Source organism: Streptomyces sp. NBC_00986 (genome assembly GCF_045162565.1).
GTDB lineage: Bacteria > Actinomycetota > Actinomycetes > Streptomycetales > Streptomycetaceae > Streptomyces.
On sequence record NZ_CP108733.1, the window covers coordinates 314634 to 333236 of the forward strand.

14 protein-coding genes and 6 pseudogenes are annotated in these 18603 nt (G+C 66.9%); 10 read left to right on the plus strand and 10 right to left on the minus strand.

Annotation, left to right across the window (positions count from 1 at the left end; genetic code table 11):
• Positions 1 to 426 precede the first annotated feature (426 nt).
• From OG504_RS01265 to OG504_RS01275, 3 genes are all read left to right on the plus strand, one after another.
• Positions 427 to 1308 carry an alpha/beta fold hydrolase gene (locus tag OG504_RS01265; RefSeq protein WP_405987960.1) on the plus strand — a complete coding sequence of 294 codons (882 nt, stop codon included), beginning with the start codon at positions 427 to 429 and terminating at the stop codon, positions 1306 to 1308.
• A gap of 193 nt (positions 1309 to 1501) precedes the next feature.
• Positions 1502 to 2209: an oxidoreductase gene (locus OG504_RS01270; protein WP_405987961.1), complete on the plus strand. Its 708-nt coding sequence runs from the start codon at positions 1502 to 1504 to the stop codon at positions 2207 to 2209.
• A gap of 56 nt (positions 2210 to 2265) precedes the next feature.
• The gene (locus OG504_RS01275; protein WP_405987962.1) at positions 2266 to 2583 is read left to right on the plus strand and encodes an immunity 53 family protein; all 318 of its coding nucleotides are present in this window, start codon (positions 2266 to 2268) and stop codon (positions 2581 to 2583) included.
• Positions 2584 to 2593: 10 nt separating this feature from the next.
• Here OG504_RS01275 and OG504_RS01280 read toward each other — a convergent pair.
• From OG504_RS01280 to OG504_RS01295, 4 genes and pseudogenes are all read right to left on the minus strand, one after another.
• Positions 2594 to 3711: pseudogene (locus OG504_RS01280) on the minus strand (IS630 family transposase).
• 71 nt (positions 3712 to 3782) lie between these two features.
• Positions 3783 to 4586 carry a hypothetical protein gene (locus OG504_RS01285; RefSeq protein ID WP_405987963.1) on the minus strand — a complete coding sequence of 268 codons (804 nt, stop codon included), beginning with the start codon at positions 4584 to 4586 and terminating at the stop codon, positions 3783 to 3785.
• On the minus strand, positions 4583 to 5428 hold the full coding sequence (locus OG504_RS01290) for a DUF4158 domain-containing protein (RefSeq protein WP_405987964.1): 846 nt from the start codon (positions 5426 to 5428) through the stop codon (positions 4583 to 4585). Before OG504_RS01290 ends, OG504_RS01285 begins: the two co-directional genes overlap by 4 nt.
• A gap of 270 nt (positions 5429 to 5698) precedes the next feature.
• The gene (locus tag OG504_RS01295; RefSeq protein WP_405987965.1) at positions 5699 to 6652 is read right to left on the minus strand and encodes an AraC family transcriptional regulator; all 954 of its coding nucleotides are present in this window, start codon (positions 6650 to 6652) and stop codon (positions 5699 to 5701) included.
• A gap of 122 nt (positions 6653 to 6774) precedes the next feature.
• Here OG504_RS01295 and OG504_RS01300 point away from each other — a divergent pair, with 122 nt between their 5' ends.
• From OG504_RS01300 to OG504_RS01310, 3 genes and pseudogenes are all read left to right on the plus strand, one after another.
• The gene (locus OG504_RS01300; protein WP_405987966.1) at positions 6775 to 7527 is read left to right on the plus strand and encodes an SDR family NAD(P)-dependent oxidoreductase; all 753 of its coding nucleotides are present in this window, start codon (positions 6775 to 6777) and stop codon (positions 7525 to 7527) included.
• Between the two features lie 133 nt (positions 7528 to 7660).
• Positions 7661 to 9123, plus strand: a pseudogene (locus OG504_RS01305) (NF041680 family putative transposase).
• Between the two features lie 25 nt (positions 9124 to 9148).
• A complete protein-coding gene (locus OG504_RS01310) occupies positions 9149 to 9667 on the plus strand; it encodes a proline dehydrogenase (RefSeq protein WP_405987967.1) in 519 nt (172 codons plus the stop codon).
• 166 nt (positions 9668 to 9833) lie between these two features.
• On the opposite strand, the gene OG504_RS01315 is transcribed toward OG504_RS01310, so the two are convergent.
• Genes OG504_RS01315 through OG504_RS01325 form a run of 3 tightly spaced genes read right to left on the minus strand, consistent with a single transcriptional unit; the run spans position 9834 to position 13339 of the window.
• Complete coding sequence (locus OG504_RS01315) at positions 9834 to 10349, minus strand: hypothetical protein (protein WP_405987968.1); 516 nt, start codon at positions 10347 to 10349, stop codon at positions 9834 to 9836.
• Between the two features lie 47 nt (positions 10350 to 10396).
• On the minus strand, positions 10397 to 10918 hold the full coding sequence (locus OG504_RS01320) for an SMI1/KNR4 family protein (RefSeq protein WP_405987969.1): 522 nt from the start codon (positions 10916 to 10918) through the stop codon (positions 10397 to 10399).
• A 12-nt stretch (positions 10919 to 10930) separates the two neighbouring features.
• Positions 10931 to 13339 carry an RHS repeat-associated core domain-containing protein gene (locus OG504_RS01325; RefSeq protein WP_405987970.1) on the minus strand — a complete coding sequence of 803 codons (2409 nt, stop codon included), beginning with the start codon at positions 13337 to 13339 and terminating at the stop codon, positions 10931 to 10933.
• Here OG504_RS01325 and OG504_RS01330 point away from each other — a divergent pair.
• The gene (locus tag OG504_RS01330; protein ID WP_405987971.1) at positions 13253 to 14197 is read left to right on the plus strand and encodes a peptidase dimerization domain-containing protein; all 945 of its coding nucleotides are present in this window, start codon (positions 13253 to 13255) and stop codon (positions 14195 to 14197) included. The genes OG504_RS01325 and OG504_RS01330 overlap by 87 nt on opposite strands.
• 40 nt (positions 14198 to 14237) lie before the next feature.
• On the opposite strand, the pseudogene OG504_RS01335 reads toward OG504_RS01330, so the two are convergent.
• Positions 14238 to 14374 (minus strand): annotated as a pseudogene (locus OG504_RS01335) (transposase); the annotation flags it as partial.
• Positions 14375 to 14629: 255 nt separating this feature from the next.
• On the opposite strand from OG504_RS01335, the pseudogene OG504_RS01340 reads away from it, so the two are divergent.
• The 3 genes and pseudogenes from OG504_RS01340 to OG504_RS01350 all read left to right on the plus strand — a co-directional run.
• Positions 14630 to 14749 (plus strand): annotated as a pseudogene (locus OG504_RS01340) (hypothetical protein); the annotation flags it as partial.
• A 1106-nt stretch (positions 14750 to 15855) separates the two neighbouring features.
• Positions 15856 to 15951 (plus strand): annotated as a pseudogene (locus OG504_RS01345) (IS5/IS1182 family transposase); the annotation flags it as partial.
• Positions 15952 to 16187: 236 nt separating this feature from the next.
• On the plus strand, positions 16188 to 16658 hold the full coding sequence (locus OG504_RS01350) for a hypothetical protein (RefSeq protein WP_405987972.1): 471 nt from the start codon (positions 16188 to 16190) through the stop codon (positions 16656 to 16658).
• Positions 16659 to 16841: 183 nt separating this feature from the next.
• On the opposite strand, the pseudogene OG504_RS01355 reads toward OG504_RS01350, so the two are convergent.
• Both OG504_RS01355 and OG504_RS01360 read right to left on the minus strand, forming a co-directional pair.
• Positions 16842 to 17639, minus strand: a pseudogene (locus OG504_RS01355) (IS5 family transposase).
• An 83-nt stretch (positions 17640 to 17722) separates the two neighbouring features.
• Complete coding sequence (locus OG504_RS01360; protein ID WP_405987973.1) at positions 17723 to 18508, minus strand: hypothetical protein; 786 nt, start codon at positions 18506 to 18508, stop codon at positions 17723 to 17725.
• Between the last annotated feature and the right edge of the window lie 95 nt (positions 18509 to 18603).

Sequence of the window (18603 nt, forward strand, 5' to 3'; positions counted from 1 at the left end):
GCGACTGTGAAGCGGGGCACCTCGGGGAGGCGAGCGAACGGGTCTCGGTGCTCACGGCGAATCCTTCCAGCGGACAGGGGCCTCTCTCCGGGCGCTCATGGGCCATTTTGCGCTCCGGGCGGGACGAGATCACCGACCAGCTTCCTCCCTGCTGGTAGCCCCTTCCTTCCATCACAGGTCAGCGGGCTGCCCCCGCGGGAGCGGCGTTCGGCACCCGATGGAACTTAGATGACCGGTCGGTTAGCTTCAGGATGTGGCGCGGATTTGCGGCCGCCCCAGATCCAGTTCCTCAGCAGGACGCGCCCATGAGCGCGTACAACCGGCAGGTCGTGCCGTCGAGGCGGTGCTTCCACGCCCGGACGCGGCTCTGTCCTCCCGGCCGTTCTCGCCTGGGAGCCCTGTTCCCTTCAAACCTGGAGTACAGCGATGAACGACAACGGACGCCAGGACGGCATCCACCCCTTCCCGGCCGGTATGCAGTCGCATGAGTTCGAGGCCAATGGCGCCACGATCCATGTGCGCGTCGGCGGACAGGGTCCGGCGGTGGTCCTGCTGCACGGCTTCGGCACCACGGGCGACATGTGGGGTCACCTGGCGAGCGCACTGATCGAGGACCACACAGTGATCGCGCCCGACCTGCGCGGGCTGGGCCTCTCCTCGAAACCCGAGGGCGGCTACGACAAGAAGAACCAGGCGGCGGACGTGTGGGGCGTCCTGGACGCCCTGGGAGTGGGCACCATCGAACTGGTCACGCACGACATCGGCATCATGGTCGGCTACGCGGTCGCCGCCACCCACCGTGAGCGCGTCAGCCGGTGGGTGGCGATCGACGCGCCGCTGCCCGGCATCGGCCCCTGGGACCGGATCACGCAGGACCCGGTCATGTGGCACTTCGGCTTCGGCGGTCACGACATGGAGCGTCTCGTCGAGGGCCGCGAGCGCATCTACCTCGACCGCTTCTGGAACGAACTCTCCGTGGTCCCGGAGCGGTTCGACGAAGCGAAGCGCGAGCACTATGCGGCGCTCTACGCCCAACCCGGCGCCATGCGGGCGAGCTTCGCCCAGTTCCTGGCGTTCGGTCAGGACGCGGCCGACAACGAGAAGTTCCTGGCGCAGGGCAAGCTGCGGATGCCGGTCCTGGCCTTCGGCGGCGAGGCCACCTTCGGCCCCGGCATCGGCGAGGTGCTGCGTTGTGTCGCCGACGACGTCGAGGACGCCGTCATCCCGGACTGCGGGCACTGGATCACGGAAGAACAGCCGCAGGCGACAACAGACCTGGTCGTCGACTTCCTGCGCCGGACGGGCTGAAGAACGGTGTCGCCGTGGGGCGGGACGCCGCCGGCCCTCACCGACGTCCCTCCCCCACGGAACCAGCACTTCCGATGTCATCGTGACTCGGGCTCACGTCGCTTCGTCGTAGTCGCGCCAGGCTCCGGTCACTGAGCACGCGGCTGTTCGCCGCCCGGGCGGCCAGGATGCCGCCATTGTCAAGGAGTGCCCCGTGAGCAAGACGATCCTGATCACCGGTGTAAGCAGTGGCCTGGGCCGTGCGTTCGCCAAGGAGGCCCTGGCCGTCGGCCACCTGGTCGTCGGCACCGTCCGCAACCAGGACCAGATCGCCGACTTCGAAGCCCTGGCGCCGGGCCGCACCACCGGCCTGCTGCTGGAGGTCACCGACGCCGCGGCCGTCTCCCGGGCGGTCGAGTACGTCAAGGAGAGCATCGGTCCGGTGGACGTGCTGATCAGCAACGCCGGATACGGTGTCGAGGGCACCGTCGAGGAGTCCTCCATGGACGACCTGCGGCACCAGTTCGACGTCAACGTCCACGGGACCGTCGCCACGATCAAGGCGGTTCTGCCGTCCATGCGGCGCCGTCGCACCGGCCACATCGTCACCGTGTCCTCCATGGCCGGACTGACCGCGCTGCCCGGTGTCGCGTTCTACGGCGCCAGCAAGTTCGCCGTCGAGGGCATCACCGCATCCCTGGCGCAAGAGGTCGCCCACCTCGGCATCCACGTCACCGCCCTCGCCCTGGGCGCGTTCCGCACCGACTGGGCAGGCCGCTCGATGACCCGCGTGCCGCGGACCATCTCCGACTACGACACCGTCTTCGACCCGATCCGCGCCGCCCGCCGGACCAAGGACGGCAACCAGACCGGCGATCCCGCCCGCGCCGCCAAGGCCCTGCTCACCGTGCTAGTGCTCTGACCGGGAAGGTTCACAGGGTCCGTTGGTCCACGTGTGGTTCGCCTACCATCGCGTTCATGTCCGGACCTGAGCACGTCCTTGAGTGGTTGCAGAGCTGGTATTCCTCACAGTGCGATGGCGACTGGGAACACGAATGGGGCGTGAGGTTCGAGACGACCGACAACCCGGGGTGGTTCGTCAAGATCAATCTTGAAGAGACGGAGTTGGCTGACCGGGAGCATCCCCATCAGCGGGTTACTCGAGACGAGCATGACTGGGTCATTGTGTGGACGTCTGAGCAGACGTTTCACGTCGCCTGTGGGCCGGGCAATCTGACCGAGGGACTCTCGCTGTTCCGGATCTGGGCGTCCGAGGACGTCGCGGAAGAGCTCTGATCGGAGTTCCTCACGCTGGGAGCGCGGGCCTGCCGCCCCAGCGGATGCCCTTCTCGCTGCGGATACGACCACGCTCCTTCCGTTGGGCGGCGAGGACGTCCGGGTGACGTGCATTCTTGTTGCGCCAGCGCAAGTAAGCGTGCAGAGCCTGGGTCTGGACGGTGTGGTTCCGGTGGTTGGAGTTGGCGACGGTGAACTGCCGCAGCGGCCCGAAGTGGGCCTCGATCGGATTGGCCCAGGACGCGTAGGTCGGGGTGAAGCACAACTCGACCCGGTTCTTCCTGGCCCAGCGCCGGATGGTCTCGCCCTTATGCGCGGACAGGTTGTCCAGGATGACGTAGATCGGGGCGCCGTCCGGGCGGGCCGCCCGAATGGACCTGAGCGCGGCCAGGGTGTTCCCGGCGCCCTTCTTGCGGCGGTTGACGCCCCAGAGGGTGTCGTCGCCGATCGAGTAGCAGCCGTGGAAGTACCGGACGCCGTGAGTGCGGTGGTAGGTCGCGGGGTGCCGCTCAGGGTGACCGGCAGGGGCCCAGCCCGATCCGGCGGTGGGGCGGATGCCGAGCGGGCCGAATTCGTCGAACGCGAACACCCGGTCGGGGAAGCGGTCCAGGACGTGCTCGATTCGGTCGAGCTTGGTGTCACGGTCGGGTCCGGGGACTCTTTCCAGGTCTTGGTGCGCTGGAAGGTGACGCCGCGGCGGGCGAGGAGGGACCGTATGGCCTCGCGGCCGATCCGGATGACGCGGCCGTGCAATTTGCGCAGGTAGGCGGCGAGTTTGCGGATGGACCAGCGAGTGAAGGGCTGGCCGAGCCTGGTCGGGCGGGTGATGGCCGTCTGGACGACGAAGTCCTCGTCGTCAGGACTGAGCAGGCGGGGACGGCCTCCCGCCCATTGAGGGTCCAGGCAGGCCAGGCCGATCTCGTTGAACCGGTGGATCACGTCGCGGACGGTGTCCTCGTCGGCCTGAACCAGTTGCGCGATCACTGGTACCCGGTTTCCGCCGGCCGAGGCCAGCAGCATCATTGCGCGCCGGTAGCGCACCGAACTGGTACTGCCCCGGCGCACGATCTGCTGCAGCTTCTGCCCCTCCTGGTCGGTCAACCTGCGCACACGGACAGGCTCTGCCACCACACCCCCAACGATCGGACGGTCACCGCACATCTAACCGCCACGACCACCAACCCGGCGGACCTTCCCGGTCAGAGCACTAGCGAGGTGCGGAGCTTGCCTTGGAGGGCGGCGATGAACTCCTTGGCGTCCTGCGGTTGGCCCAGCGCGGCGTAGTGCACGTCCCGGTTGTCCTCGAAGTCGGCGGGCAGGTCGTCCTCCGGGTTGCGCCACCGGTTCGCCCCCACCACCCAGATCTCCCGTCGGCGCACCGCGTCCCACAGCGAACCCAGCACGCACAACTCGTACGGGATGCGCTCGACCCGCCCCTTGTCGTCCACCACCGCCGCCCGCCACTGTTCCGGCACCACCCCCGCCAACGGCACGCTCTCCGCCGGATCGAAGAACGCCCCCTCCTTCAACGGCTGCTCCAGGTAGCGCTGAAGCAGGTCGATCGCATCCATCACGGGCCGGTACGCGGTGTTATTGCACTTCAACTCCAGCGCGCCCAGCAGCGGCGAGAGCATCCGGCGCCAGTGCGCCGAGTACGAGGAGCGCAGCACCGTACGGACCCGCGCCTTGTAGCGGGCCTCGTTCGCCGCAGCCTCCGCTGCCAAGGCCTTCAGCGTCTTCTCCCCGCCGACCACTGGGTAGATCACCCGCCGCACCGTGCCGGACGGCTCGGACAGCGCCGCCTCCGCGACCCGCGGGAGCATGCCCTCCTTGCCCCGGATCTTCTTCAGCTCAGCGTTCAGCTCCTTGTCGACCTTCCGCTCCGCCCTCGTGTTGATCTTCAGAACGAGCTGGATGAACAGGTCCACCAGCGAGTCGGTGATCTCCGTCTGCCGCACATGGCACAACGCGGCCAGCAGCGTCAGGCGCCGGGGCGGCTTCATCCGCTCCAGGTTCGCTTCGACGCCCGCGCCCGCCACGCGTCCACCAGCTTCTCCGACACGTCCGCGAACAGGTCCGCGGGCAACTCCAGCCGCCTCACACGCTGGAGCTTGTTCACCTCCGCCAGCAGACTCTCCAGGCCCGGGGCACCCGGGTCGGTCTTCAGTTCGGCGAAGTACGACCACCCGCCACCCGCCACCGCGTCCTCACCGTCCGCTTCCTCGGCCGCCACGTCCTCGCTGCTGGCGACCAGATCCTCCAGACGCGAACGGGTCGCGTGAGAAAGCCGCTCCACCCTGCTGCGACAGAACTGGGCCTCGAAGTCCCTGACCGCCTTGCCCACCAACCGCCCGACCTGCCCCGGGGCCGGCGGCTCGACGTGGTCGTTACGGCACCTGGCGACCACCGCCGCCGCCAGCCGATCCCGCGACAACTCCACCGGACACAACTCAGCGGCCAGCCACTCGGCCAGCCGCTCCCGGTCTTCCTCGGTGATCGCCCGGAACCCGTACGCCGCCCGGATCTCTCCCCGGTGACGCTGAACCGTCTTGCCCTGCCAGTCATAGGCGGCCCACGCCTCCGCTGGCACCTTCACCTGCTGAGCCACGTACTCCACCGCGGCGGCAGGCATCTCCTTGACCGTCTCGGGGAACCGAGCTTCCACCTCGAAGAACTTCAGCAGCATCGTGAACCCCAGCCGGTTCGCCCCCGACTTGCTCCGTAACCGCTTCATGTCGTCTTCGAGCAGCGTCCAGACCTCGATCAGGTCTTCCGGCTCCCAGTCCTGCCGCACCCGTACTCCCCCGCCGACCAGTTGGATCACCACAGCGTGGCGACCGAGCACCAGTCAGAACGTCAGAAGATCGGGACCGTTGCCAGATGGTTACGGAGCGCTACATGTCCGTTCGCCGTAGCTATACGAGAACAGGGCCGACACTGTGTGTGGCTAAGGCGTTGCCGCCGGAGTCCGGGTCGTGGTCCTGCTGCGCTGAATCCGCGGGAGAGCTCCTGCCGGCAGCACGGCGCCTCCCAACAGCCAGGGCAGCAGGCCTGAGAACCTGATTTCGATCCCTGACCATGGGCTTCGAGAACGGGTACTTGTCGCGGTACGGGGTCAGTGGCCCTGATCCGGACGGCCGTTGACCGCGCAGGTTGATGTTTCGCGGAATTGTTTGGGTGAGGAACCGACCACGCGGCGGAATGCGGTGCTGAACGCGCTTTCGGATTTGTAGCCGATCGTGAACGCGAGTTCGGAGATCGTTCGTGTGCCGCGGCTCAGGGCGTCGCGAGCGAGGCTCATTCTCCACTGGATCAGATAGTCCAGCGGGGTGGTTCCGACCTGGCCCTTGAAGGATGAGGCGAACGCGGAACGTGACATGTGGCTGATAGCGGCCAGCTCTTTGAGTGTCCAGGGGTGTGCCGCGTCGGTGTGCATGGCGCGAAGTGCGGCACCGATGCCGTCGTCGTTGAGCGCTCCCAGCCAGCCGGTGGGCTGATCGGCCTGTTCGGCGTGGGCGCGCAGCATGTGGACGAATAGGACCTGTGCGAGGTGGTTCAGGACGAGAGAGCTGCCGGCGGCGGCGCTTCTGGTCTCGGAGACCAGGAGCTCGCTGAGGTGTGCCAGGAGCTTGCCGCGGGGATCTGCGGCACGGACAAGCACGAGCAGCGGTAGGACTTGGGTCAGGGCTGGGGTGTTCGTGTCCTCGAACGAGAAGTGCCCGCCGCAGAGGTACGTGTCTTCCTCAGCCTCCGGGCCGATGCGTACCACACCGTCCCTGGCGCTCCCCCACACCGGCTTCGCGGGGCGCGATGGTGCGGTGAGCGTGCTGGCCAGGACGTAGGGCGGGGGGTTGCCCAGCAGGTAGAAGTCGCCCTCTTCCAGCAGTACGGGCTTGTGCCCGTCAAGGGTCAGCCAGCACGTGCCGCGCGCGACGATACCAAGCTTGACATGCGAGGACTGATCGAAGCGCAGGGCCCACGGTCCTGCCGCATGGAGACCGGGGTCGATCACGGTGCGAGGGCGCAGAAGACCGATGGCGTCGGCGATCGGATCGCTGGAGCCGAGCACACCCTCCTCCTTTCTGGACGATACGTAAAGAAATAAGGACTACACATGATGCACCGTACCGGGGTGCTCCTGAAGTATGGCTGTCGAAGCAGGTCAACACAGAGGGATATGGAGACACTCGCATGGGACAGCTTGAGGGCAGGACGGCTGTGGTCACCGGCGGCAGCACCGGAATCGGTCTGGCCACCGCCGCACGTCTGGCAGACGAGGGCGCGCACGTGTTCATCACAGGCCGGCGCAAGACCGAGTTGGACGCCGCCATCGAGACCATCGGAACATCCAGGGCCACCGCGGTGGTCGGCGACATCTCCGAGGCAGCCGACCTGGACCGGCTCTACGACGCGGTCCGGGCCCGGGGACAGGGACTGGACGTGCTCGTCGCGAACGCGGCGGTCGGTGCGTTCGTCACGCTGGAGCAGACCACCGAAGACCACTTCGACCAGACCTTCGGGGTCAACGTCCGGGGCACTCTGTTCACCGTGCAGAAGGCGCTCCCGCTGCTCAATGACGGTGCCTCGGTCATCCTGACCTCCTCCACAGCTGCCGACAACGGCATGGAGGCGTTCGGTGCGTACGCGGCGTCCAAGGCCGCCGTCCGGTCGTTCGCGCGGACATGGTCCAACGAACTCAAAGGCCGGGGCATCAGGGTCAACGCGGTGTCGCCGGGCGGGGTCGAGACTCCCGGGCTCGCCAGTATTCTCGGTGGCGAGGAGACACTGTCCGCCGTCAAGGAGAATGTCGCCGCGACCGTGGCCAAGGGCCGCATAGGGCGTCCTGAGGAGGTCGCGGCCGCCGTGGCGTTCCTGGCTTCCGGACAGAGCAGCTACATCGTCGGCGCGAACATCTACGTCGACGGCGGGCAGAACCAGATCTGAGCTTGTCATTTATGGTCCGGTGTCGAACACGGCTCGAACTTGGTAGGCGTTTTCGCAGTCCAGCGGACGTGAGGGCGGCCCCCGTCTGATCCTGTGCTCCGTCTCAGAGTGGATCAGCGCGAAGGCCGTGGTCGTGAGTTTGGTGCATCAAGGCGTCCTGCGGGATGCGTTCGCGGAAGTGTCGCACTTCCGGTCGGAGCTGTACGCGTGTCTGACTGCGCGGGGCGACGCGTTGTTCGAGTTGTGCGACGCGCTGTTGTGCACGGACGGCCCGGTGCGGACGCTGGTTGATCTCGCGCTCGTGCCTGAACACCGTCGTGGTCACGGGGCTCTGTACGGCGGACTGAACCAGGGGCGGATCGATGTCGCAAGGTTGCGTCGTGCCCTGGTCGGGATGCCGTTGCCGAGGGCGGCCGATGGTCGGCTGGTGCTGGCTGTGGATGTCTCGCCGTGGCTGCGGCCGGACGCCAACACATGTGCTGACCGGTCCTTTTGCCACACATTCGGCCGGGGCGAGGCCAAGCATCAGATGGTCCCGGGCTGGCCGTACTCGGTGGTGGCCGCGCTGGAGGCCGGCCGCACGTCCTGGACGGCGGTGCTGGACGCGGTCCGCCTGGAGCCCGGCGCCGATGTCGCCGCGGTGACCTCCGTGCAGGTCCGCGAGGTCGTCGAGCGGCTGGTGGCGGCCGGCCAGTGGCGGCCGGGTGACCCGGAGATCCTGGTCGTGCTGGACGCGGGATACGACGCTCCGCGTATCGCCCACTTGCCGGCGGGGCTGCCTGTCGACATAGTTGGGCGGCTCCGTTCGGACCGCGTGATGCGGCGGCCGACACCGCCGCGGGTCTACGACCCCAAAGGTGGTCGGCCGCCCAAGCACGGTGGCGAGTTCATCTGCGGCGACCCGGCAACCTGGGGCACCGAGCAGGTCGTGACGGCCACGGACACGCGGCTCTATGGGAAGGCGACCGCGCGGGCATGGGACCGGCTGCACCCGCGCCTGACCCGCCGGGCGGCATGGCTTGACCACGACGGACCACTGCCCATCATCGAGGGCACCGTCATCCGCCTGGCCGTGGAGAAACTGCCCAGCGGCGGGGTCAACAAGCCGGTCTGGCTGTGGTGGTCGGCACCGGTGCTACCGAAGCAGATGTCGACCGATGCTGGCAGTCCTTCCTCCGACGCTTCGACATCGAGCACACGTTTCGCCTGTTCAAGCAGACACTCGGCTGGACCAAGCCCCGGCTCCACGACTCGGAAGCGGCCGACCGGTGGACGTGGTTGGTGATCGCCGCCTATGCCCAGCTCCGGCTCGCCCGCCCACTGGCCACCGACCTGCGGCGACCTTGGGAAAGGCCGGCCGAACCGAACAGACTGACACCAGCCCGCGTCCGCAGAGGCTTCAGAAACCTGCACGCGAAGACCGGGTCGCCAACCGGTGCACCGAAACCGTCCCGGCCCGGACCAGGTCGGCCCCCGGGTTCGAAGAACCGCCGCCAAGCCACCCGTCATGACGTGGGCAGAGTCCTTGCCACCCGCGAGGCATACAGCCGACCCGCCCACCACAAGGTCGGCACCAAACCCCGGCGCACTGGATGAACGACAACAACGGCAGACTGGGCCCATGGACGCAGGACTTGCCGCGCTGTTGGGCGCCGCTGTCGGCTCTATCGCCACTCTCGCCGCCGCGATCGTGAGCGGCCGGGCACAGGCACGAGCGCAGCATGATCAGTGGCGCCGTCAGCATCGCCGCGACGCATACGCCGGCTATCTCAGCGCGCTCCATGACCGCGACATCGCCATGGACGCCATCCTCGACGCACTGCGTTCAGACAACCCCGACCTAGCAGACGTCGACGAGAAGCTACGCCGCTTCATCGCCCTGGCCCGCGAGGTCCACCGCGCTACCGAAGTCGTCATCCTCGAAGGACCGGCTTCCCTCGCGGAAGTCGCCGCACGAGTCACCCACGCCTCCAGCGATCTCTCCCACATCATGCGGCGGATGACCGAGAACGCTCACGCGGGAGACAGCACCCGCAAAGGCGAGGACACCGCCCTTGCTGCCGAACGAGAGCGAATCCTCTACCAAGCAGTCAAGAACTTCCGCCTCGCAGCCCGCAGCGTCATCGACAACACGAACTGACACAACGAATCCTGACCGGACCGGCCACCGAGAAGGGTGCGCACCGCTCATGCCAGGACGTTAAATCACAAGTTGAAACCCTGTACCAGATCCAGGGGAGACGTCCGGCGCGAGCAGCAGCAGCAGCTCGCGGGCGTCCGCGAGGTGACGTACCTGTGCGCGCCGCTCAGCGCAAGACCGCCCGAGTCAGGGCCGATGTGCTCACCGAGTCGGGGCTCAGATGCGTCGCACCCGACACCGGCTGGCCAGCAACGACCACGAAGCGGACGTGCGGAATGTGTCCGTCGGCCAGCCGGGATGCTACGGCGGAGCGCGCCGTGGCGCCGGTGGTGACGATCGTGGAGCAGCGCAGCTGAACGAGGGTGTTGACGTAGGCGGCTGCCTTCCCCGACACGGGCAGGCGGTAGCGCTGCACCACCACGTTCGTGCGGCTCGCCCTTGCCATGTTCTGCATCGCCACCCAGGTGCCCGTCGGGTCGGTGTCGGTGGACGACAGAAGGCAGGCCCGGGTGGCTGTGTCGACGTGCGACACCGGCGCGGGCGGCGTCGCACCATCGCCGGATTCCGAGGGCAGGAGCAGCGCCACGACACCGGCCACCGCCGGCAGCACCGCGGCACCCGCGCCGAGAACGGCCCACCGGCACCCACGAGTCGGGCGGTGGGCACGATCAGAAGCCTTCAAGGTCATCGTCCTTGTCGAGGTCGATCTGGTCTGCCGGTATCCGCGGTTCAGCTCAGCGATTCGAAGAACGGGCGATCGGGAGCGAAGTTGCGAGAACACACCGTCACGTCCTCGCCCCTGAGGTAAGCCACCAACCATTCGCCGAACGTCATCTCATGCAGTGTCCAGGCCGGACTGTCGAGCTCCGCCACCACGACGCGCCAGGGTGACGAGGAGCCGTCCGGGACGCGGAGGAAAACCCATTCCCCCGTCTTGGCCAACGCGACCGGCATCAACTCACCGGGGTTCGCCCCTGCCGGACTGGGCAGGTACTCCACCATGTCTTCCTCGCGCCAGAGCTCAAGATCCCCCCTGATCAATTCTCCCAGGTTGTGCAGAAGATGGCCGGCGGGGTGCTTCAGATACAGTTGATTGTTGATCTGGACCGAACCGTAGGCATCCAGGATCTCACGGAAGTCCGCCGGGAATTCGATTCCGAACTCCCGTTTCATTTCAATCCATGGCGCCGGATCCGTCCAGTTGAATCTGGGTTCGCCCAGCAAGGCTCGGATCTCTGCGAATGTTGCCACCACTAGACCTCTTTAGCATTTCGAGCCGATGCCGGTCTTGGAGTTGATCGCAGTGCATGAATAACTGTCCACGATCCCTCCCCCGGGTCCGTACACGGTCATTCCCACTTGGATAGTCGAAGGAACGGCCGAGTGAGTGTCTCCGTATAGGGGAACGACGGACATGAACAGGCTGTTGTTCTTATTCAGGGACTTCCACCCGAAGGCTTCCACCTTGCTCGCCATCCGGGCGTTCGCCCTGGCATTCAAAGCCACCAGGTTTCGGACATCCTGACCGGTACCCTTGCCCCAATAACCTATCAGGTGACCAGCCTGCGGATCTCCTCCTCCTGCCCTGATCTCTTCCATTCCGTCCGGATCGACGGAGGGATCGCATTCGGAGCACTTCGGCAGGCCACCCGCTCCGGTGCGCGACCTGCGATCGCTCTTGGTGAGGAATGCGATGGCGCCGGTCGCCCTGCATCCCTTGTTCCCCTGGTGGTCCGTGTATTCCTCAAGACCGCCGTAGATCCGCCCCCCGTCGATCAAGGGTGTCGCATCGCACGAACTCCTGCGCCCCTCGTCATCGTCGTCTCCGGTGCAGCCGCCGGTGGACACGCACACGGCGGCGGTGGTCAGGCCGGCCGCGATGGCGGAGGCGGCGTTGAGGACCGAGTTGCTGATGTTGATCCCGACGGTTGGCGCGACGGCGACGGATCCGGTGCCGGAGCGGATGGTCAGGGTGCCGCGGCCGATGCTGTACGTGATCTTCTCAGCGTGGGCTCTGACCGCCGCTCGACGGGCCGCTGCTGCCCGCGCGGCGGCGGCGCGTTCTTCGGCTGCCTGCTCGGCGGACTCGCGTTGCGTGGTCGTGTTCGAACCGCGGTAGGAACGGGACCCGTTCGAGGAGCCGGATGACGATCCACGGCCGCGGGAGGTCGACTCCCCCTCCTCGCCCTCGGCGCGGGCCTCTTCTTCCCGTTCCTCGGCATGGGAGTTGGAGCGCTTGGCCTCCTCCAGCGACTCCTCCTGCTCCGTCGCGTACTCCTCCTGCTCCTCTTCGGCCTCCTCTCGCTCCCGCGCTCTCTTTTCGGCTGCGGATTCGCCTTCGCTCTCGCCGAATTCGCCGTCCCCCCCTTCGCCGCCTCCTTCATTGGGATTGACGAAATGACCGGACGGATCGGTGCCGACGAGGGGTGCGTCGTTCGCATACGTGAAGTGGTTGGCGTTGACGCTGTCTCCGACCGCCGTGTTGTCGAACGTGTCCGCCGAGTCGAAGCCGCCTGCGGCAGGGCTGTACCAGCGGGCGTGCATGTTGACGTTGCCGGTGGCGGGGTCGGTGTACTCGCTCTGGTAGCCGGCGCTGCCCGTGAGGGTGGAGGCGGTCGTGGTGCCCCAGGGGTCGTAGCTCGCGGAGGCGGTGAGTGTGGTGCCACTCGCCGTGAACTGGCCGATGACGTCGGTGTGCAGGTCGGTCCAGGCCAGGGTGGCGCCGGTCGCCGAGGACTCGCCGGTCAGGGCACCCGACGGGTCGCGGCTGTAGGTGCTCGCGCCGTCGGAGGCGACCGTGTTGTCGGTGCCGGAGTAGGTGAGGGTGGTGGAGCCGACGGTGATCGCACGGCCCAGCGCGTCGTAGGTGTACGTCGTCGCGCCTGTCGTGGCCTGCTGGCCGTAGGCATCGAAGGTGTACGCCGTGGAGCCCTTGGCGGAGAGGGTGCCGCGGGCCGTGTAGCTGTAGTTGAGCGTGCCGTCGGACGTCAGCTGATCCCGCGCGTTGTAGGTGTACGTCGTGGGACCTGCGGTCAGGCGGTTGCCGTCGGCGTCGTAGGTGTAGCCGGTGGTCGTGGAGCCCGAGGTCCAGGACGTGAGGCGGTTCGCGTAGTCGTAGACGTACGCGTTCGTGGAGGCACCCTGGACACCCGTAGTGGTCTTGGAGGTCAGGTTGTCGTTCTTGTCCCAGTCGTAGCCGACCGACGCGACCTTGGTACCGGAGGCGGTAGTCAGGGTGTCGGAGGTCAAGCGGTGCAGGGAGTCGTAGCCGAAGTTGCGGACGTCGCCCGAGGCGCCGAAGGTCACCGACTGGGGCTGGGAGAGGGAGTTGTACTGGTAGGTCAGGGTCGTGCCGGTCGACGCGTCCGTGTCGGTGCCCAGGCGGCCGTCCGTGTCGTAGGTGTAGGTGCTGGTGCCGGAGGCGTCGGTGCGGGTGGCCGGGTTCTCGTCGGCGTCGTAGGTGAAAGACGAACTGCCCGCCTGGCCTGAGGTGGTGAGGAGGTCGCCGAGCGCGTTGGTGGCGTAGTACTCCCAGGTGCCGCCGACCGCCGAGGCCACCAGGTAACCGTCCAGGGAGTAGGTGAAGTGTCGGTCGGCCGTGGCCGCTTCGGCACCGGTGGCGCTCTGCGCGGTCAGGTCGTCGAGGGCGTCGTAGGTGTTGGTCGTCGTCACGCCACCAGGGTCGGTCTCGCACTCGCACTCGCACCGCTCGCCGACGAAGCAGGGCTGACCATCGAGGTCTACGGCACCCCCGCGGAAGAAGGAGGCGGAGGCAAGATCGAACTGCTCGACCGGGGAGCCTTCGCCGGACTCGATCTCGCCATGATGGCGCACCCGGCACCCGTCGACGTAGCAGCGGCCGAACCCTATGCCGTCTCCCACTCGCACGTCGCCTACCGGGGGAAGGCCGCCCATGCGGCGGCGTACCCCGAACAAGGCGTCAACGCCGCCGACGCCTTCACCGTGGCACAGGTCGCGATCGCCCTGCTCCGCCAGCAACTGCCCCCGACCGTACGCGTCCATGGCGTGGTGACCAACGGCGGCGAGGCACCCAACGCCATCGCCGAACACACCGAGGGCCGCTGGTACGTCCGGGCCGGCACACTCGCCGAGCTCACCGACATCGAGCCCCGGATACGGCGCTGCTTCGAGGCAGGCGCGCTGGCCACCGGGTGCCAACTCGCGATCACCGCGGAGAGCAAGCCGTACGCGGAGTTCCGTACCGCCGAACGTGCCCTGTCCGCCTACCGCCGCAACGCCGAGAGACTCGGCCGCCGCTTCCAGGACGGCAGCGCCGCTGCACGCATGAACCGGGCATCCACCGACATGGGCAACGTCTCCCAAGTCGTCCCGGCCATCCACCCCTACATCGGGATCGACTCACTACCCGCCCTCAACCACCAGCGCGAATTCGCCGCGCACTGCGTCGGCGAGGCCGCCGAGAAGGCACTGCTCGACGCGGCCACGGCACTGGTGTGGACCGCGCTCGACGCCGCCTCATCGAGACAGCAGGACGAAGAACAGCCATGACCACAGACTGGCTCACCACCCGGTGGTTCACCTGTACCTAGCAGTAGGCGGCGTCCAGGAAGACGAGGGGAAGACGGTGTGTGACAGCGGCCGGTCGCTGAACAGCGCGACCTCGGTGTCAAGGTCCTTACAGATCCGGTAGACCTCCGACGTGGAGATCCCGGTGTCGGCGCCCACCCCGGCCTGCCCGGTGCGGGACGACCGTCCCGCACCGATCACCGGACACCCGCATCTGTCCGCCACCGAGCCGCACCCTCCCCACCGGCCTTCACACCTGGAGGGCCGCCCCACGTCCCGGCTGCGTCCACGCTCCTCGACGAGGAGAAACGCCGTGGCGGCAACCGCGTCCCTGCCCGTCCTCTACCACGCCAGCCGCCAAGCCCTGGTACAAGCAAATGTCTTCTAGGTCCTGGCCCGATCGTCTGCGGCATCCTGACCGGCTGGCTCTGGCCCGGTGGCGCCGTCGCCCCGGAGCCGGTCGGCACCGCCTTCGCGTCCGCCATCAAGACGCTCATCACACCGATCGTCTTCCTCACCATCGTGGCAGGCATCGGCGGTGTCGACAGCCTGCGTCGCGGCCGTAGGGTCGGCCTCAAATCCCTGCTCTACTTCCAGGCTGGCCGCCCTGGCCGTCGGGCTGATCGCCGTCAATGTCTTCCAGCCCGGCGCCGTCGTAGCCAAGGCTCACTCCGAACGCCGCCTCTTGGGTTCATTTGCCCGATTACGGAACACTTCTGTCTCATCGCTGCCACTTCGGCTCCCCCGTACAAGCGCGGCCAGCTGTCTCGGTCGTCCCGCGCCGATGCGCAGTTCCTTTCGCAGCGTCTCGGCCGAGACGGGTCGTCGGTGCAACCCCCGGTGCCGGGCATCGACCATGCGAGCCCGCGGCAGCGACGGATCACCGTCCTCCTGCAACGGAGCGATGCACAAGGAGTTCCACCGACAGCAACAAGGCGACGGGAGGCAATCCGGCAACAAGGATCGGCTTCCACTCCAGAGCGGGTGCCGCCGCGATATTCGCCGCCGGCGAGACCACGATCCCCAACGGGAAAGCCGCCCACAGCGCACCTCGGGATCGGCGCGTACGGGGCGCCACCGGCTTCAGCAATCCGACCGTGTCCGCCCCGCTCTGCAGCGCGAACTCCCGCTGATGAACATACGAGGCATACGCCGCAACCTCGTCCAGGACAAGAACGCACAAGGGCCGGATCCACGCATCCAGATCAAAGCCAGGCTGTACGCGGCGTACAGCTCGACTCGTCTGCCGCCCCGCTACATCCGGCGGAATCCCTTGATGTCCGGGAACGGCGGATCGTGGTCGGCCTGCAGGTCCACCTGAAAGACGTTCAGGGCCATCGCGAACATCGAGAAGGTCCCCAGGGCGGCGACCAGGTCGACCAGTCCGGGCTCCCCGAAGTGCTCAAGTCCGGCGGCGAGGTCTCGTCGCCGACGAAGTGCCCCTCAAGCGCCTCGGACGCGAAGCGGTGGAGGACTTCCTCGTCCGGGCTGCTGAACCGCGGCTCCTCTCCGCGGGCCAGGCGTTCCAGCGCGGCCGGGTCCACCCCGGCGTCAACCGCCTTGGCCAGGTGCGCGTTCCACGAGTGCTGCGCGTCGAAGTGGCGAGCGGCGACCAGCAACGCCAACTCCCGCAGTCGTGCTCCGGGCAGACCTGCTGGCGACGCCTGGAGCGGTGGCAGCAGGCCGGAGTCTTCGACCAGCTGCACCGCATCCTGCTCGCCGAACTCGGCGAAGCGAAGATGGTGTTCGGCAAGGCGCCGGCTGAGTTCAACTACCATTTCGCCTGGCAGTGGACGAACAGCTCTACGTACACGTGGTCGTGGCAGGTGCCGAAGACGATGAGGCACGGTTACCTGCACGCCGGGGTGAAGGCCAGGTACACGAAGTGGAACTACAACATTACCGAGCCCAACTGCAGCACGAAGGTGCTGGAAAAGGGAACGGCGCACCTGGTCTACAACGGCCGCGAGACGTGGCACGGGACAAGCTGACCCGCAGCGCTGGGATCGTTCTGCTGGTGGTGTCCGCCGTTGTGGTGTCCGGATGCAGCGGCGGGAAGAGTACGCCGCCTTCGCCGAGTGCCTCGAAGGCGGCACTGGTGTCCGATCCGGACAATTCCGACAAGGGTGCAAAGACGCCGGGTCGGCTGGGTCCGGGGACGGTGAAGCTGCCCGTGGCTGCGGACCGGATTGCCGCATTGTCCGTGCGGTATGACTGTCTCGGCCCCTCGGGTGGTCTGAAGGTCAGTAATGGGACAGCGCTGGGCGCCGGGATCGAAGTGTGTGACGACAGTGCCACCTATGGTGCCTCGATGAAGGCGAAAGACCTGGATGGCCGGAAGTTCGGCGGTACGGTCAAGATCGAGGCCGACAAGCGGACGCGGTGGCGCGTTTCCGTCAGTATCACCGACAAGGATGGCGTCAAACAGACAGTCCATAGCTGAGATCGCGTCGTACTGGCGGGGCCGGGGTACTTTCGGGTATTCCGGCCCGTTCTCTGTGTGGAAGCTGAGCGGGGCTCTGACACATCGGGCAGTGGGCCAAGGAAGCGCCGTCTTCGGCCAACGCGGCATGAAACGGTTTGAAATCTCCTTCCGCAGGGCGATTCCGAAGAGCTTGTAACACGATCATGATCGGTGTTTCTTGAGGCGTCTCCAGCAGATGAGGCTGCAGGCCAACGAGACGAAGGCGTCGTGGAGTTCGGTTCGGCGTTCCCAGCGGACGGCGAGGCGTTTGAAGCTGGTGGAGCAGGGCGAAGGTCTGCTCGACGACGTAGCGGGGTTTGCCCAGGCCCTTGATGTTCGGGGTGCCCTTGCGGGAGATGACCGGCAGGATCCGGCGTTTGCGCAGTTCATGCCGGTTGGGGTTGGAGTCGTAGCCCTTGTCGCCGAGCAGCGAGTCGGGGCGGCGCCGCGGTCGGCCGGGCCGTCCGGCCACGGGCGGGATGCCGTCGACGAGGGCCAGGGTCTGGGTCTGGGTGACGTCGTTGACGTTGGCCCCGGTGGTGATGACCTTGAGCGGGGTGCCGCGTCCGTCGCAGATCAGGTGGTGTTTGCTGCCTGTCTTCCGCCGGTCGACCGGCGACGGACCGGTATCGGTTCCCCCTTTTTCGCGCGGATGTGGGAGCCGTCCACGCATGCGCGGGACCAGTCGAGTTCGCCGGCCGCGTTGAGTTCGGCGAGCAGGATGCGGTGCAGCTGGTCGAAGACTCCGGCCTGCTGCCACCGCTCCAGGCGTCGCCAGCAGGTCTGCCCGGAGCCTAACCCCAGCTCCAGCGGCAGGAGTTGCCAGGCTATGTCGTTGTGGAGCACGTACAGGATGCCCTGCGGACACAGCCGGTCCGCCACCGGCTGCGGCCCCGGCGACTTCTCCGGCCACGGGGGCAACAGCGGCTCGATCGGCATCCACAAGTCGTCATCCACGATCCACGGCCGAGTACTGGCACCCTCCCGAACGGCCGAATCGTCACATCGGTCACGCCCAACCAGGGCACCTCAACAAGATCCTGTTATGAGCTCATAGGAGCCGCTTCCAGGGAATCAGCCCGGCGGTGTCGTGATCCGATCATTCCGACGACTCCCGCGAGGAGAATCCCAAGGACGAGGCTGATGGGTCCGGTGCCCAATTGAAGTCCGTCCCCATAAGGGGCTGGTACGGAAAGCCAGTCCGCGACGGAGGCGCCCAGGGGGCGGGTGATGGTGTAGGCGAACCAGAATGCGAGGACTTCGTTGAGACGGAACCAGCGATAGCCGACTGCCGGTATCAGAATGATCCCCAGGAAAACGAAGGACGAGGTCAAGGTGCCGAGTCCCAGGGTCACGGCGGCGAAGTCACCCGCGGCTGTTCCCAGAGCGAAGGTGCACAGGACGGTCAGCCAGTAGAACAGTTCCCGCAGACGGTTGTTGATGCTGTGCACGTCCAGGGTGCGTTGGGTCGCGTACCAGGCGGCGAAGACGGCGGTCTGGACGGCCACCAGCATCAGCGTGGAGGCGTAGAGCGGCATCCCCAGATCCTTGTTCAGGAAGTCCGCCGACATCGTCCCGAAGATGCTCACGGCCGTCACCGCGAGCCAGTAGGCCCACGGGGTGTATTTGGTGGTGGCGAACTGTACGGCCAGGCATACGAGGAGCAGGCCGAGGCCCATGAGCATGGCCACATGCTGTCCGATGTAGTCGTTGAAGAAGACGTAGTCCGAGAAGGACTCGCCGAATCCGGTGGTGCAGAGTTTCGCGATCCAGAAGATGAGGGTGATCTCCGGCACCTTCATGGCCATGGTCGCTGGTCGTGTTCTCATATCGTGAAGCTAGAAGTGACCCCGGGACCAACACATCCAACGATGGTGGTCACTTTCCGGCGGATGTAAGACCTTCGATTGATGTCGCTGGGACC